This window comes from Streptomyces sp. NPDC005803 (assembly GCF_040630435.1).
In the GTDB taxonomy this organism is placed as follows: Bacteria; Actinomycetota; Actinomycetes; order Streptomycetales; family Streptomycetaceae; genus Streptomyces.
Map to the genome: position 1 here is coordinate 194732 of NZ_JBEXXO010000002.1, position 13699 is coordinate 208430.

14 protein-coding genes are annotated in these 13699 nt (G+C 70.5%); 8 read left to right on the forward strand and 6 right to left on the reverse strand.

The features are described 5' to 3' along the window. Positions 1–38 precede the first annotated feature (38 nt). Together ABZ454_RS03550 and ABZ454_RS03555 are read right to left on the reverse strand one after the other, a co-directional pair. Entirely contained in the window at positions 39–1580 is a 1542-nt protein-coding gene (locus ABZ454_RS03550; protein WP_359535892.1) for an MFS transporter, read from the reverse strand. Positions 1581–1708: 128 nt separating this feature from the next. Next, the gene (locus ABZ454_RS03555) at positions 1709–1876 is read right to left on the reverse strand and encodes a hypothetical protein (protein ID WP_359535893.1); all 168 of its coding nucleotides are present in this window, start codon (positions 1874–1876) and stop codon (positions 1709–1711) included. Between the two features lie 115 nt (positions 1877–1991). Between ABZ454_RS03555 and ABZ454_RS03560 the strand changes: the two genes are divergently transcribed. The 5 genes from ABZ454_RS03560 (at position 1992) to ABZ454_RS03580 (ending at position 8004) form a co-directional block, all read left to right on the forward strand. After that, a complete protein-coding gene (locus ABZ454_RS03560) occupies positions 1992–2576 on the forward strand; it encodes a helix-turn-helix domain-containing protein (protein WP_359535894.1) in 585 nt (194 codons plus the stop codon). Between the two features lie 127 nt (positions 2577–2703). After that, positions 2704–3375: an RNA 2',3'-cyclic phosphodiesterase gene (gene thpR, locus ABZ454_RS03565; RefSeq protein ID WP_359535895.1), complete on the forward strand. Its 672-nt coding sequence runs from the start codon at positions 2704–2706 to the stop codon at positions 3373–3375. Positions 3376–3751: 376 nt separating this feature from the next. Beyond that, positions 3752–4918, forward strand: a complete 1167-nt coding sequence (locus tag ABZ454_RS03570; protein ID WP_359535896.1) for an alanine--tRNA ligase-related protein — start codon at positions 3752–3754, stop codon at positions 4916–4918. A 360-nt stretch (positions 4919–5278) separates the two neighbouring features. Beyond that, the gene (locus tag ABZ454_RS03575; RefSeq protein WP_359535897.1) at positions 5279–6478 is read left to right on the forward strand and encodes a serine hydrolase domain-containing protein; all 1200 of its coding nucleotides are present in this window, start codon (positions 5279–5281) and stop codon (positions 6476–6478) included. Positions 6479–6564: 86 nt separating this feature from the next. Beyond that, positions 6565–8004, forward strand: a complete 1440-nt coding sequence (locus ABZ454_RS03580) for a VWA domain-containing protein (protein WP_359535898.1) — start codon at positions 6565–6567, stop codon at positions 8002–8004. 134 nt (positions 8005–8138) lie between these two features. Here ABZ454_RS03580 and ABZ454_RS03585 read toward each other — a convergent pair whose 3' ends face one another. From ABZ454_RS03585 to ABZ454_RS03595, 3 genes are all read right to left on the reverse strand, one after another. Beyond that, entirely contained in the window at positions 8139–9431 is a 1293-nt protein-coding gene (locus ABZ454_RS03585; protein ID WP_359535899.1) for a right-handed parallel beta-helix repeat-containing protein, read from the reverse strand. A gap of 641 nt (positions 9432–10072) precedes the next feature. Further along, entirely contained in the window at positions 10073–10441 is a 369-nt protein-coding gene (locus tag ABZ454_RS03590) for a metalloregulator ArsR/SmtB family transcription factor (RefSeq protein ID WP_356322209.1), read from the reverse strand. Continuing rightward, positions 10438–10884 (reverse strand): SRPBCC domain-containing protein, encoded by a 447-nt coding sequence (locus ABZ454_RS03595; RefSeq protein ID WP_359535900.1) that lies wholly within the window; start codon positions 10882–10884, stop codon positions 10438–10440. Before ABZ454_RS03595 ends, ABZ454_RS03590 begins: the two co-directional genes overlap by 4 nt. A 168-nt stretch (positions 10885–11052) precedes the next feature. Between ABZ454_RS03595 and ABZ454_RS03600 the strand changes: the two genes are divergently transcribed. The 3 genes from ABZ454_RS03600 (at position 11053) to ABZ454_RS03610 (ending at position 12938) form a co-directional block, all read left to right on the forward strand. Then, positions 11053–11847, forward strand: coding sequence for a DeoR/GlpR family DNA-binding transcription regulator (locus tag ABZ454_RS03600; RefSeq protein ID WP_356322207.1), 795 nt, complete (start codon positions 11053–11055; stop codon positions 11845–11847). Between the two features lie 63 nt (positions 11848–11910). Continuing rightward, entirely contained in the window at positions 11911–12264 is a 354-nt protein-coding gene (locus ABZ454_RS03605) for a DUF4406 domain-containing protein (RefSeq protein ID WP_359536170.1), read from the forward strand. Next, positions 12261–12938 carry an NUDIX domain-containing protein gene (locus ABZ454_RS03610; RefSeq protein WP_356322206.1) on the forward strand — a complete coding sequence of 226 codons (678 nt, stop codon included), beginning with the start codon at positions 12261–12263 and terminating at the stop codon, positions 12936–12938. Before ABZ454_RS03605 ends, ABZ454_RS03610 begins: the two co-directional genes overlap by 4 nt. 73 nt (positions 12939–13011) lie before the next feature. On the opposite strand, the gene ABZ454_RS03615 is transcribed toward ABZ454_RS03610, so the two are convergent. Continuing rightward, positions 13012–13629, reverse strand: coding sequence for a TOPRIM nucleotidyl transferase/hydrolase domain-containing protein (locus ABZ454_RS03615; RefSeq protein WP_359535901.1), 618 nt, complete (start codon positions 13627–13629; stop codon positions 13012–13014). Between the last annotated feature and the right edge of the window lie 70 nt (positions 13630–13699).

Consider the following 13699-nt stretch of genomic DNA (forward strand, 5'->3'; position numbering starts at 1 on the left):
CCTTCCGAGGAGCGGGTCACCGGGACACCTCCGGCGGTTCAGTGCGCGACGACCGGGATCTTCACCTCGTCCTGAGTGCCGTCCGCGACGCGTGAGACGGCCGCGGGGCCTCCCTGGTGACCTGCCTTGATCATGGTCAGTGCGATGCCCGCGGCCAGCACCAGGATGCCGACCGCCCACCGGGTGGCGCCGGCGTAGCCGTCCACCATGGCCTGCGCCTGGACCAGCTTCTGTGCGGCCGGGGTCGTCGCACCCGCGGCATGCGCGGCGAGGTACGCGGTCGTGGCCGAGGCCGCGATGGTGTTCAGGAGAGCGGTGCCGATGGCGCCGCCCACCTGTTGCGAGGTGTTGACCATCGCGGAGGCGACACCCGCGTCACGCGGCTCGACGCCGTGGGTCGCGAGCGACATCGCGGGCATGAACGCCGTGCCCATCCCGAGGCCGAGCAGCAGCAGACCCGGCAGCACCAGACCGGCGTACGAGCTGCCGATGTCCATCCGGGTCAGGAACAGCATTCCGGTTGCGGCGACCAGGAAGCCCGGGCCCATCAGGAGTCGCGGGGGAATCCTCGTCATCAGCCGGGCGCCGATCTGGGTGGAGCCCGTGATCATGCCGGCGACCATCGGCAGGAAGGCCAGACCGGTCCTGATCGGAGAGTAGCCCTGGACGATCTGCAGGTAGTAGGTGAGGAACAGGAAGGTGCCGAACATCGCGATGACCGCGAGACCGAGCGAGAGGTAGACACCGCCGCGGTTGCGGTCGGCCGGCACGCGCAGCGGCAGCAGCGGTGCCTTGACCTTCGCCTCGGTGAGCAGGAACGCACCGAGCAGCACCGCGGAGGCGACGAACATGCCGATCGTCAGGGGGTCGGACCAGCCGGCCGACTCGGCGCGCGTGAAACCGTAGACGAGGGAGACCAGCCCGAGGCTGGAGAGCACGACGCCCGGGATGTCGAGCGGCGAGCGGTTGCGGCCTCCGGCGGGCTCACGGATCACGAAGTACGCGCCCAGAGCCGCGACGATCGCGAAGGGGATGTTGACGAAGAAGGTCCAGCGCCAGTTCAGGTACTCGGTCAGGGTGCCGCCGAGGATGAAGCCCACGGCGCCGCCGCCACCGGCGATCGCACCGTAGATGCCGAATGCCTTGGCGCGTTCCCTGGCCTCGGTGAAGGTCACCGCGAGCAGCGAGAGCGCGGCGGGAGCGAGCAGGGCGCCGAAGACCCCCTGCAGCGCACGGGCGCCGAGCATCATGGCCTCACCATGAGCGGCGCCGCCCAGCACGGAGGCGGTGGCGAAGCCGGTCAGGCCGACGAGGAAGGCCCGCTTCCGTCCCCAGAGGTCGGCGATCCGGCCGCCGAAGAGCAGCAGACCACCGAAGGCCAGCGCGTAGGCGGTGATGACCCACTGCCGGTTGCCGTCGGAGATCCCCAGGTCCTGCTGGGCGGAGGGCAGCGCGATGTTCACGATGGTCGCGTCGAGCACGACCATCAGCTGCGCCAGGGCTATGAAGATGAGCGCTTTCCAACGCTTCGGGTCGGGGCCGGTGTCGACTCTTCCGGCGGACAGGACTGTTTCGGACATGGGGGTACCCACTTCGGGACTCAATTCGGGACTGAACGAGGAGGAACGGAGCCGCGCTGCCCCGTCGTACACGCCTGCGCGGCGGGAGCTGTTTCCGGAGCCTGTGTCCGCACGCTCCGGATGCGTGGTCAGGCGGCGTTGCGGGGGGCGGCGGGACGGCGGCGTCGCCGGGCGGTGTCGGTGAAGGCGGGTGGGTCGCAGGCGGTGCCGGAGACACCGAGTCCTGCGGACACCGTGGCGCCGGAGCAGGAGGAGGTGACTTCGATGCAGGTCCGGCCCTGCGGGCGGTGTCGCACGCGTCTCCTTCCTACGCTGGGCTGCCGGTCGCGGGCCCGGCTAGAATGAAACCGGAACACCGTTCAGCAATCACAATACGGAACATCGTTCCGGAGTGCAAAAGGAATCCGCCCCATGTCTGATCGCCCCACCGAGGAGCCGGCCGCCCGCCGCGTACGGCCCGACGTCCAACGCAACCTGGACGCCCTGCTGACCGCGGCCGCCGAGGTCTTCGCGTCGGACGGCGTGGACGCCCCCGTGCGGCGGATCACCGCCAGGGCCGGGGTGGGCGCCGGCACTCTCTACCGCCATTTCCCGCAGCGCTCCGACCTCATCACCGCCGTCTTCCGCCACGAGGTCGACGCCTGCGCCGAGGCGGCCCCCCTCCTCGCCGAGCAGTACGAGCCCGTCGAGGCCCTCACCCGGTGGCTCCAGCGCTACGCGCGGTTCGTCGCGACGAAACGCGGCCTCAAGACCGCCCTGCACTCCGGCGACCCCGCCTACGAAAGTCTGCCCGCCTACTTCCAGGAGCGCTTCCTTCCGGTCGTGACGGACCTGCTGGCCGCTGCCGCCGCCTCCGGTGGGCTCCGCGCCGACATTCCCCCGTACGACTTGCTGCGCGCCATCAGCGACCTCGTCTCCCCCGACGACCAGGGCTACACGCAGCGCATGATCACGCTGCTCGTCAACGGCCTCCGGTACGGCACGGACGCACCCTGACTCTGACCGCGAGCGGCACGCTCGGCCGACGGGGGCGTCCGCGTGCCCGTGGCTGCCCGGGTGCGCCGCCGCCCTCCCCCTGCCCTGCCGTCGCGCCGAGCAGCCCGGATACGGTACGAAGTCCGACGTGAACGAACAGACACAGCCCGCGACCATCCGCGTGTTCATCGCCCTCGCCCCGCCCGACGCCGCCAAAGAGGAACTGGCCCGGGAACTTCGCCCGGTCTACGGCACCCACCCCCACCTGCGGTGGAATCGCGTGGAGGACTGGCACATCACCCTGGCGTTCCTCGGCGAACTGCCCGCCGAAACGGTTCCGCTCCTGTGTCCGCCCCTCGCCGACGTCGCGGCGGCACACCGGCCGCCTCGCCTCGCGCTGCGGGGCGGCGGGGACTTCGACGGCCGGGTGCTGTGGACCGGGATCGACGGGGACACGGACGCGTTGCACGAGCTCGCCGCCGACGTACGCAGCACCGTCAGGAGCTGCGGCATCGCGTTCGAGGGGCGGCCCCTGCGACCGCATCTGACCCTGGCCCGCGCCCGCCGAGGAGATCTGACCTCGGCAGGTGAGCTCGCGGCGGGGCTCGCCGGATTCACCGGCCGTCGGTGGCCTGCCGAACGGCTGCATCTGGTCGGCAGCAACGCCGGCCGGAGCAGTGGGCCGATCCGCTATCGCGACATCATGGCGTGGCCGCTCGGGCCCGGGCGCCCCGACCATGGGTCTTCGACGCCTTGGCCGGCCACGGACGGGCGGCGCCCCGCCTGTCCGCCCGCCGCTGACACCGCCCATGACGGTTGATCGCTCATGCCGCCCCCAGGGAACGGACCCGTACGAAGCCCGCGCCGTCACGCCTGACGTCCCACCCCAGCCACGCGCCTTCCGCCGCGCCCCCCGTAACCGGCGGTGGGCGGACGGCTCTCGGTCCGGAGCGCGGAAAACACGTGTGCTTCGGTGAGCGAACCGGGCTAAGGTCCTTCACATGAACGTCACCGGCCTTTTCAGCACCGCGACCGCGCGAGCGCCCAGCTCGCCGGTTGCCGCCGTCTGACGTTCTCTCCCCCGGCGACCGGAAACGGTCCGTCGGTAGTGCCGTGGAGCCTCTTGCCCCGGCCGGGCGACTGAACGGTCCCGTTCTCCGGTGCCTCCCCCGCTGTTGCGCGAAGGAGCCACTCCCATGCACACGGAACAACTGGTCAGTACGTTCGTCGAGTACTTCGAGGAGCGCGGCCACCAGCGGATCGTCGGTTCGACGCTCCTGCCGCCACCGGGCGACCCGGTGCTGTTCACCACCTCCGGCATGCACCCGCTCACTCCTTACCTGGAGGGGCGCCCTCATCCGCTGGGCAAGCGGCTGGTCAATGTGCAGCGCTGTCTGCGCACCACGGACCTGGACGAGATCGGCGATGCCACGCACCTGACGGTCTTCGAGATGCTGGGCACCTGGTCGCTGGGCGACTACGGGGGCCCGCTCAGCCTCGACTGGGGGTACGGGCTGCTCACCGAGGGCCTCGGTATCGATCGCGGCCTGCTGCACGCCACGGTCTACGCCGGCGACAGCCAGTGCGAGCAGGACGTCGCTTCCCTCGAACTGTGGCAGGACCGCGGGGTCCCCGTCGAGCTCACCGTGGAGGACAACTGGTGGTCCAACGGCGCCGTCGGGCCGTGCGGTCCGGACTCGGAGATCTTCCTGTGGAGCGGAGACGGCCCGCCCCGGTCGACACCCACCCAGGACGACCGGTGGGTGGAGGTGTGGAACCACGTGATGATGAAGTACCGCCGGCTCGACGACGGTTCCCTCGTGCCTCTTCCCCAGCGGAACGTCGACACCGGACTCGGCCTGGAGCGGCTCGCCTCCCTGCTCCAGGGCGCGTCGTCCGTCTTCGACTGCGACCTCTTCGAACCCTGGCGCCGGCTCGTTCCGCCCCTGTGGCGCCTGGACGAACCGTCGCTGCGTCTGGTCTGCGACCATCTGCGCTCGGCCGTCGTGGTGCTGGGCGACGGCGTGCGCCCGGCCAACACCGGACGGGGCTACGTCCTGCGCCGCCTGGTGCGACGTGCCCTCACCGTGCTCTGGCGGGAGGATCCCTCGTACAGTCTCGACGACCTGCCGGGCGACCTGGTCCAGCACACCCTGGACCACTTCCGGCAGGACGTGCGGCCGGCCGACGTACGTCATGTGCTGCTTGACGAGGAGCGCCGGTTCCGACGCCTCATGGAGCGCGGTCGGCAGGTGCTCGCCCGCCCCCGGTTCCGTGACCGGCTGACCGAGGAGGACTTCCACTACCTGCACGACACCCATGGCCTGCCTCGTGAACTGATCACCACCCTGCGACAGGGGTGAGCTCCGGCCCGGTCGGTACGGCGTCCAGTCCGCCGTACCGACCGGGCCGGGCGGGGGTGACCACCGACCGGCGGCGTCCCGGAACGGTCGGCCGTGCTCTCCGGAGCGTTGTCCTGCCCGGGGTGCTCCGCTCGGCAGCCCGGAAGCCGCAAGGCTCACGCAGCGGGGAGCGGACGACGTGTGCGCGACGGCCGGCTCCGGTCCGACTGCCCGGCAGCCCGTCCCGCCGGGGCCGCTTCGGTGACCCGAGCGGCTCCGAACGAGTGGAATCACCGGAGCGCGTATCCGCCGCGCCCGTCCGCCCCGGGCCCGGATGGTGATGTTGCCGTCCACTCCCCCACCTGGACGAGGCCTCCCGACATGCAACGCATCCCCACCCGACGTCTGTTCGCCGCAGCACTGCTCGTCGCATCCGTGCTGGCCCCGACGGCCGTCACTTCCGTCCCGGCGGTTCACGCCGCGGCCGTCGACCGGCACGGCCAGGACGACCGTCCGGCCGGCGGCCTCGGCCCCGAGGTGAACGCCCGGCTGGACAAGGCCATCGCGGACGTCCGCAAGCAGGCCGGCATTCCCGGCGTCGTCGTCGGATTGTGGATGCCGGGCAAGGGCAGTTACGTCCGCGCGACGGGCGTCGGTGACACCGCCACCCGCGCACCGATGTCCGCCGACTCCTTCATCCGGATCGGCAGTGAGACCAAGACCTTCACCGTCACGGCACTGCTCGAACTCGTCGACGAGCACCGGGTCGAGCTCGACGACCCGATCTCCACGTACATCCCCGGCGTGCGCGACGGGCACCGGATCACGCTCCGTCACCTCGCGGAAATGCGCAGCGGTCTGTTCCCCTACACCTCCGACGCCGACTTCACGCGCGCGCTGGAGCGGGACCCGCAGCGCCACTTCACCCCCCAGGAACTGCTGGCGTACGGCATGAAGCACCGGAACACCTTCGAGCCGGGCGCCCAGTTCCAGTACTCCAACTCCAACCTCATCCTGCTCGGCCTGGTGGTCGAGAAGGTCAGCGGCCACAAGCTCGCAGACGTCATCCGTCACCGGGTACTCCGCCCTTCCCACCTGCGCCACACGCTGTTCCCGTCAGGGCCGGAGTTCCCCGAGCCGCACGCGCACGGCTACACCCAGCAGTCCCTGAGCGGCGAGACCGTGGACGCCACGGACTGGAATCCCAGCTGGGCCTGGGCCGCCGGCGCGATGATCTCCGATCTGCGGGACCTGCGCCGGTGGGCCAAGATCGTCGCCACCGGAGAGCTGCTCAGCCCCGCGACGCAGGCGCAGCGGCTCAAGACGCTGCCGACGGGATTCCCCGGTACCACGTACGGCCTCGGCATCTTCGAGACCAACGGCTGGATCGGGCACAACGGTTCCCTGCCGGGATACGAGACCGTGACCGTCTACCTGCCGTCACAGAAGGCCACTCTCGTCGTCATGATCAACACGGACATCCTCAGCGGTGGCCAGGAGCCGTCGACGCTGGTCGCCCGGGCGGTCACCCAGGTCGTCACGCCGGACAACGTCTACGCCGGGGCCGTCGTAGCGCACTGAGTCGGGGCGTCGGGTCGCCGTCGCACCGAGTGTGCGGCAGGGGCAGCCGGCGATCCGCACGCGGCTCGGAGCCCGCCGCCGGGTCCATGCCTCCCGGCGGCAGGCAGACTGTCCTTGTGACGACACTGAGCAAGGGCGCCAACATGCCGGTGACGGCGACCACCGTCAGAGCGGTCCTGGGCTGGTCGCCGGGGCCCGGCGTCCCGGATGTGGACGCTTCGGCACTGCTGCTGACCACGAGCGGCCGGGTCCGTTCCGACGACGACTTCGTCTTCTACAACCAGCCGCAGCATGCCTCCGGAGCGGTGCGCCACCTCGGCAAACAGGCGGGCGCCGACGCGCTCGAAGTCCATCTCACGGGACTGGGAAGCGACGTCGAGCGGGTCGTCCTGTGCGCTTCTGCCGACGGCGGGACCTTCGGGCAGGTGCGTGGACTTCATCTGCGGCTGCTCGAAGCCGCGTCGGGTGCGGAGTTGGCCCGCTTCGACATGGAGGCCTGCTCGGAGACGGCGTATGTGAGCGGCGAGTTCTACCGGCGCGCCGGCGGGTGGAAGTTCCGCGCCGTCGGCCAGGGGTATGCGGACGGGCTGGCCGGCCTGGCGACCGACTTCGGGATCAGCGTCGACGAGGAACGGCCCGCCGCCGCTCCCCCGCCCGCCGCCCCGCTGCCGTCGCGCCCCGCTCACGCTCCCCTCGCGCCCGCCGGCCCGCCGCTTGCCACCGCCGGCTCACCCTCCGGAAGCGATCAGCCCTCGATCCGGCTCACCAAGGGGGAGGAGAATCTCCCGGTCGACATGCGCAAGCGCCTGTCCCTGCGCAAACAGCAGGTCGCCGTCAGCCTGACCAAGCACGGTCTGACCAGACTGACCGCACGAGTCGTCCTCGTCCTCGACGCGTCCGGATCGATGAGCGCCCTCTACACACGCGGCACCGTGGCGGGCGTCGCCGAACGCATGGCGGCCGTCGCGGCTCAGCTCGACGACGACGGAGAGATGCAGGCATGGACGTTCGCCAGCAACCCCGCCCGGTTGCCCGACCTCGTGATCGGTGAACTGCCCGAATGGCTGACGCTGCACGTCCGCGTGGGACAGGTGAGCCTCTTCGGCCGCAAGAAGCCGCCGAAGGGGCTCCGCCCCGGACAGGTCGACATGCGGGCGGTCGGGATCCAGAACGAGGAGCAGAAGGTCATTGCCGAGGTGCGCGCCTTCGTGCGCGACAATCCGGTGCCCGACCCGACCCTCGTCCTGTTCTTCTCGGACGGAGGCGTGCACCGCAACGAGGAGATCGAGCGGGAGCTGCGGGCGGCGGTGGAGGAGCCGGTCTTCTGGCAGTTCATCGGACTCGGCCGGGGTCAGTACGGTGTGCTGGAGCGGTTCGACACCCTGCCCGGCCGACGGGTCGACAACGTCGGGTTCTTCGCCGCGGACGACATCGAGAAGGTCCCGGACGCTGAGCTGTACGACCGGCTCCTGTCGGAGTTCCCGTCCTGGCTGAAGGAGGCCCGGCGGCTCGGCATTCTGCGCTGAACGCTGCCGAGGGACTGCTCACCGCCGGACGAAGGACGTGAAGCCGTCCGTACGCCCCGGGGCTGGAGGCCGCACGTGCCGCCTCCAGCCCCGGGGCCGCCCCTCTACGGAGACAGCACCCGTCAGTCAGTCGGTCACGGCGTCACCACGGTGCCGCCGAACGCCACGACGAGGCGGCCGTCCGCAGCGAACGACCAGTCCATGGCTCCGTCGTACGAGGAGCACCGGGAGCCGTTCGAGCCGGTCCAGAACTGGTTCGAGCTGTCGGCGTCGCCGACGGTCTTGTCGTTCGACCCGCTGCCACTGCGGCAGGAGGTGTTGTTGCGGTACACGGAAGTGCCCTTGTCGAAGGAGAAGTTGCGCTCCTCGTTGTCTATGCCGACGTTGTCCGACACCGTCATCGAACCGGGGTTGCTGTTGTACGTGAATCCGTGATGGCCGTTGCCGTAGGCGATGTTGCGGCGCACTATGTGATCGACCTCGATGCCGTCGCCGCCGAGCTTGAAGCCGTTGCGGTCGCCGTCGGAGTTCACGGTCCCGTCCGAGAGCGTGCCGTTGCCGTAGGAGAGGGAGTCCTCGATGGTCACCGGACCGATCGGGCCGGTCTCGTTCTTGGTGTAGAGGTCCCACCCGTCGTCGATGTTGTTGTGGGACACGGTGTAGCGGAAGACGTTTCCGGGGCCGGAAGTGAGCTTGGAGGCGAAACCGTCGGCGTCCTCGCCGTCGGAGTCGGCGTTGTCGTGCGACTCCGAACTCAGGATGAGATTGTTTGCGGGCCACTCGTCGTCGGGGGTGGTCGAGGCGATCCGTGAGATCTGCAGTCCCGAGTCATGGTTGAAGCGCGTCACGACCCGTTCGACGATGTTGTCGCTGCCGCCGACGAAGATCCCGTTGTCACCGGCGTGCTCGACGGTGATGCCGTTGATGTGCCAGAAGTCGCCGTTCACGGCGAGCCCGCGGTTGGCCGGGTCCTCGCTCATCTCCGAGAAGTTCAGCACCGGGGCCTCACCCGGATAGGCGGCCAGGGTCGTGCGGGCGCTCGACGAACCGTCGTTGCCCTGGGGGATGGTGACCGTCTGTGCGTAGTGGTACGTCCCGCCGCGCAGGTAGACCGTGCCGCCGGAGTCGACGCGGCTGATGGCCGAGGCGAGCGTCGTCGGGTCCGCCTCGGTTCCCGCTGCGTCGTCGGTACCGTCGGGCGCCACGTAGAGGGCGGTGGCGTCCAGGGGCTGGGAGACGACCGCCGTCTCGCCGCGGGCGCCGCGCCCGGACAGGCAGGAGCCTCCGTCCGCGCCGGAAAGGGCGCAGGCCGCGGACGACGGTCCGGCCCGGTGCAGGGTGGGCACGGCCTGAGCGGTCGTGCCCGACACGGCGGCGAGCGAGCCGGCCAGCAGGGTGACACATGCGATGACGGGCTTGATCTGCATCGTTCGACTCCAGGTGGGGTTGGTTCGTTCGACGAGTCGCGCTGTGAGGTCGTGTGGTGGTGCGCTCGGTGAGTCCGCGCCGCATGGCCGCGCGGTGGCTCGGGTCCGCCTCTGGGTGGGGCAGCGGGTGGGCCGAGTGTGGTGCGGGCATGCCGGTTTCGGCACGGAGGAAACGGTGGCCCCGTCAGCTGAGAACGTGAGCTCCCCTTCTGCCGAGGCTTCGGACGTGGCACCGTGTCTGTTCGAGTTCATGAACGGTTCCCAGGGAAGAGAACCGGTGATGAGCCGCGCAAGCGCTTTCTATGCACTCTAAGCGTCGGTCATGTTCACGTCAATGACATGTACATGAAATATGGCTATGCATGTGAACGCGGCGATGTTCCCGATTCGGGGTGGCATGGCTCACCTGCCGCCAGCGGCCTCGGCCGTAGCCGCGGGAGTCATGGCCGCTCAGGCCTGTGTCCCGGCCGAACCCGCATTTCGGGCTCAGCCGGGACACAGAGGCGTTCGACGCGGCCTCGCACCCGTCGCGTGGACGGCGCGGGCGATGAACAGGCCAGGCGGGCAGCTTCGCGCCCGGGACGAGGAACCCCCGCCCACCTCGGCAGACCGGCTCGTCGGGCCGGCTCGTCGGGCCGGCTTCAATCGGGGCGCGTGGTACGCGCTTCCCGCTCCGCCGCTTCGGCGACCCGCTTGATGTGCTCCAGTCTCCGGTCCCAGTCGGCCGCGAGGGAGGTCATCCACCGCGCCGTCGCGTCGAGCGCCGCGGGCCGGACCGCGTAGCGCATCTCGCGGCCGACCCGGGTCCCGGACACCAACGCGGCGGCATCCAGGACGGCGAGGTGCTTGACCACCGCCTGCCGCGACACGGGCAGCCGTTCGGCCAGCGTCGTCGCGGTGGCCTCGCCCTGCGCCGCGAGCAGGTCGAGCAACTGGCGTCGCGTCGGGTCGGCGAGCGCGCCGAGGACGCTGCCGACGGCCTCGGCGACGCCAGGGGATTCCTCCGTCATGCGTCGGGCCGTTCGGCGCGCGTCTTGAGCGCGTCGAGCTCCAAGGGCCAGCCTCCGGTGTGGTCCTTGAGGTTCTGGCTGCGCAGCTCCTCGGATCCCGCCAGTGCCGCGAACCCGCTCTCGACGACGCGCAACCGCGTTCGATCCCCCTCCTGGGTCAACGTGAACTCGACGAGGGTGCTGTTGTCCTCGCGCAGTTCCTCTCCTGGGAACGCGCTGGTCCAGCGGTACGCCAGATAGGTCGGCGGCCGGACCTTCTCCACACGCACCGGGAAGTCGCCGTGCTCGGCGTGCTTCGCCACGATCGATTCCCCTTCCCTTGCCACGGTGCCCGGCAGGCTCGCCTTGTCGGCCACCCAGAAGCCGGGCTGGGCCACCAGCGACCAGACCCGTTCCAGGGGCGCCTCGATCAAGGTCTCTCGTTCGATCCGGTCCTCACTCATGAGGTGACTCCGTTTCATCGTCGCCAAGTGACTTGCAACTCCAGGGTTGCACAACAAGATCTCGCGTGCAACCCGCGAGTTGCACTAAAGGGGGGCGCGACGAGCACCACCACGCACCATTCACTCGACATCTTGTTCATTCGAACATCATGGTGGTAGAAAGTTCCCATGAGTGTCGCCCATCGTTTGGACCTGACCCTGCGGCTCGTGCAGGGTGCCGACGGCTCCGACCGGGTCTCGGTGTCGGAGCTCTCCCAGCGCCTGGGCGTGTCGGAGATGACCGTTCGCAGAGACCTGGACGCCCTGGAGGGCCAGGGGCTCGTGCGGCGCGTTCACGGCGGAGCCGTGGCGACGCGTTCCCGGGCCGAGGACGCCGGGTTCCTCGCGCGAGAGCCGTGGCAGGCGGCTACCAAGGACCGCCTGGGCGACGCGGTGGCGCAGATGGTGGAGCCGGGATCACGGGTACTGCTGGACGCGGGGACCACGACCGTGCACGTGGCCGAACACCTGGCGGCGCGGGCCCCGCTGACGGTCGCCGTGCTGAGCCTTCAGGCCGCGGTGTGCCTGGCCGACCGCCCGGGGATCGAGCTCCTGATCGTGGGCGGGCGCTCCCGCCCCGGCGAGCGTTCCTTCGTGGGCCCCCTGGCGCTGAACACCCTCGCGTCCCTGGCCTTCGACTGCTTCGTCATGTCCATCGGCGGGGTGCACGCCGAGCACGGCTGGTCGGAGTTCTCCCTGGACGACGCCGCCGTCAAGCAGGCGGGGCTGGCCCGGGCCGACCGCACCATCGCGGTGGCGGACGCGACCAAGCTCGGCGTGCGCGCCTTCAGCCGGGTGGCTCCCCTCGACGCCGTGCACCGCTTCGTCACCGACCGCGCCGCCGGGAGTGCCGGCACCCATCCCCGCGGTCCGCAGACCCTCGACGCCCTGCGTGACGCAGGTGTCGAGACCGTACTGGCCTGATCCCCGCCCCCACCCAGATCCCTTGAGGAGTGTGCCGTCGTGGCCACCGACACCCGTTCACTGATGATCCTCGTCGCCGGTCCCTACCGGTCGGGAACCGGCGACGACTCGCACAAGCTGGAGGAAAACGTCCGTGCCATGAACCTGTCGGCCCTCCACCTCTTCCGCGCCGGACACCTGCCCGTCACCGGCGAGGCCCTTGCCCTGCCGCTCCTGGACGCCGCGGGGAGCGCCCGTCCCGGCGATGCGCTGTTCGACGAGATCTTCCACCCGGTCGCCGAGCAACTGCTCGCCCGGTGCGACGCCGTCCTGCGCATCGGCGGCCCCTCACAGGGGGCGGACCGGATGGCCGCCCGGGCCCGGGCCGAGGGCCGGGCCGTCTACACGGACCTCGCCGATGTGCCGGCTGCCCGATGACGGCCGGCCTGGACACCCCCGACCGTCGTGGCCGCACCGGCCTGCACTTGCACGGCCTCGGCCTGACCGGCAATCCCCGCGTGCGGATCCGCGAGGTCGAGGTGCTCTCCTGCGACTGGTACGTCCTGCGCAGGACCACCTTCGACTACGAGCACACCGACGGGCATGTCAGCAGCGAGCAGCGGGAGACCTACGACCGCGGCGACGGGGCGACGATCCTGCTCCACAATGCCGAGCACCGCACCGTGCTGCTCACTCGTCAGTTCCGTCTGCCCGCGTACGTCAACGGGCACCCCGACGGCATGCTCCTGGAGACCGCGGCCGGCCTCCTCGACGGAGACAGCCCGCACACAGCGATCCGACGCGAAGCCGCCGAGGAGACCGGACACGTCATCGGAACTCCCGAGCACGTCTTCGACGTCTACATGAGTCCCGGCTCCGTCACCGAACGCCTGCACTTCTACGCGGCCCCGTACGATCCGGCGGACAACCCGACGGGGACGACCGGAGTGGCGGCCGAGGGCGAGGACATCACCACCGTCGAGCTCCCCTTCGCCGAGGCGCTGGCCATGGTGCGCGACGGCAGGATCGTCGACGCGAAGACCATCATGCTGCTGCAATGGGCCGCGCTCGACGGCCCGTTCCGTCCCGACGCCCTCCGCGGCCGGGACTGACGCCCGTACGACACCGGTGGACGCCGCAGACCAGGGTGGCAGTCGGCGACACCGGGCTGACACCTGACGGCGGTCAGAGGCCCGCGAGCAAGCCGTCGAGAGGGGCGGGTACGCGGTCGGGGTCGAGTGCCTCGACGAGGACGCGGCCATAGTGGATCTTGCGCCCCTTCTTCGTACCCAGGAAGCGCCGCACCTGCTGCTGCGGGGGACGGCCCCGCTGGGCGGGCTGGTGCAGGAAGGTCCGGAAGGCGCGCAGGTCGCCCTCCGCCTGGAAGAGTTCCTCCACCCGCCGCACACCCAGCGCGCGGATGAGCTCGTCCTCCAGATCCGCCGCGCAGACGAAGATCCCCTCCCGGGCGGCACCTGGGCGCTCCAGAGCACGCGTGTAGTAGGGGCGTTCCGCCTCGTCGCACAGTCCCGTGAGACGAAGATCCAGTCCGGGTGGCCCGAGCAGGCGGGCGAAGCGCCCGACGCTCATGGCACCGCCCATCGGCAGGACACAGACCCCTTCGGCCGCCAGATCCCGCCCGCGGCCCGCGGCCAGGGCGTTCACCGCCGCGCAATCGCTCGGCCCCTCCAGCAGGACGGCTGCCCGGACGGACAGCCGTGCGGCCAGATCGCGCGCGGGCCCACCGGGGCCGCCGGCCGCCCACGCGATGACAGCCTCCCGGAACAACCCCATGTCAGCCACGGAACCAGTCTCGGCCATCCCCAGCCACGACGACACGGAATTTCCGCCGGCGACCCGGCCTTGCTGCGGG

Coding starts and splice junctions, on each gene's coding strand:
- ABZ454_RS03550 (WP_359535892.1), bottom strand. CDS start 1,580: ATGTCCGAAACAGTCCTGTCCGCCGGAAGAGTCGACACCGGCCCCGAC.
- ABZ454_RS03560 (WP_359535894.1), top strand. CDS start 1,992: ATGTCTGATCGCCCCACCGAGGAGCCGGCCGCCCGCCGCGTACGGCCC.
- ABZ454_RS03570 (WP_359535896.1), top strand. CDS start 3,752: ATGCACACGGAACAACTGGTCAGTACGTTCGTCGAGTACTTCGAGGAG.
- ABZ454_RS03575 (WP_359535897.1), top strand. CDS start 5,279: ATGCAACGCATCCCCACCCGACGTCTGTTCGCCGCAGCACTGCTCGTC.
- ABZ454_RS03580 (WP_359535898.1), top strand. CDS start 6,565: ATGCCTCCCGGCGGCAGGCAGACTGTCCTTGTGACGACACTGAGCAAG.
- ABZ454_RS03585 (WP_359535899.1), bottom strand. CDS start 9,431: ATGCAGATCAAGCCCGTCATCGCATGTGTCACCCTGCTGGCCGGCTCG.
- ABZ454_RS03590 (WP_356322209.1), bottom strand. CDS start 10,441: ATGACGGAGGAATCCCCTGGCGTCGCCGAGGCCGTCGGCAGCGTCCTC.
- ABZ454_RS03595 (WP_359535900.1), bottom strand. CDS start 10,884: ATGAGTGAGGACCGGATCGAACGAGAGACCTTGATCGAGGCGCCCCTG.
- ABZ454_RS03600 (WP_356322207.1), top strand. CDS start 11,053: ATGAGTGTCGCCCATCGTTTGGACCTGACCCTGCGGCTCGTGCAGGGT.
- ABZ454_RS03605 (WP_359536170.1), top strand. CDS start 11,911: ATGATCCTCGTCGCCGGTCCCTACCGGTCGGGAACCGGCGACGACTCG.
- ABZ454_RS03610 (WP_356322206.1), top strand. CDS start 12,261: ATGACGGCCGGCCTGGACACCCCCGACCGTCGTGGCCGCACCGGCCTG.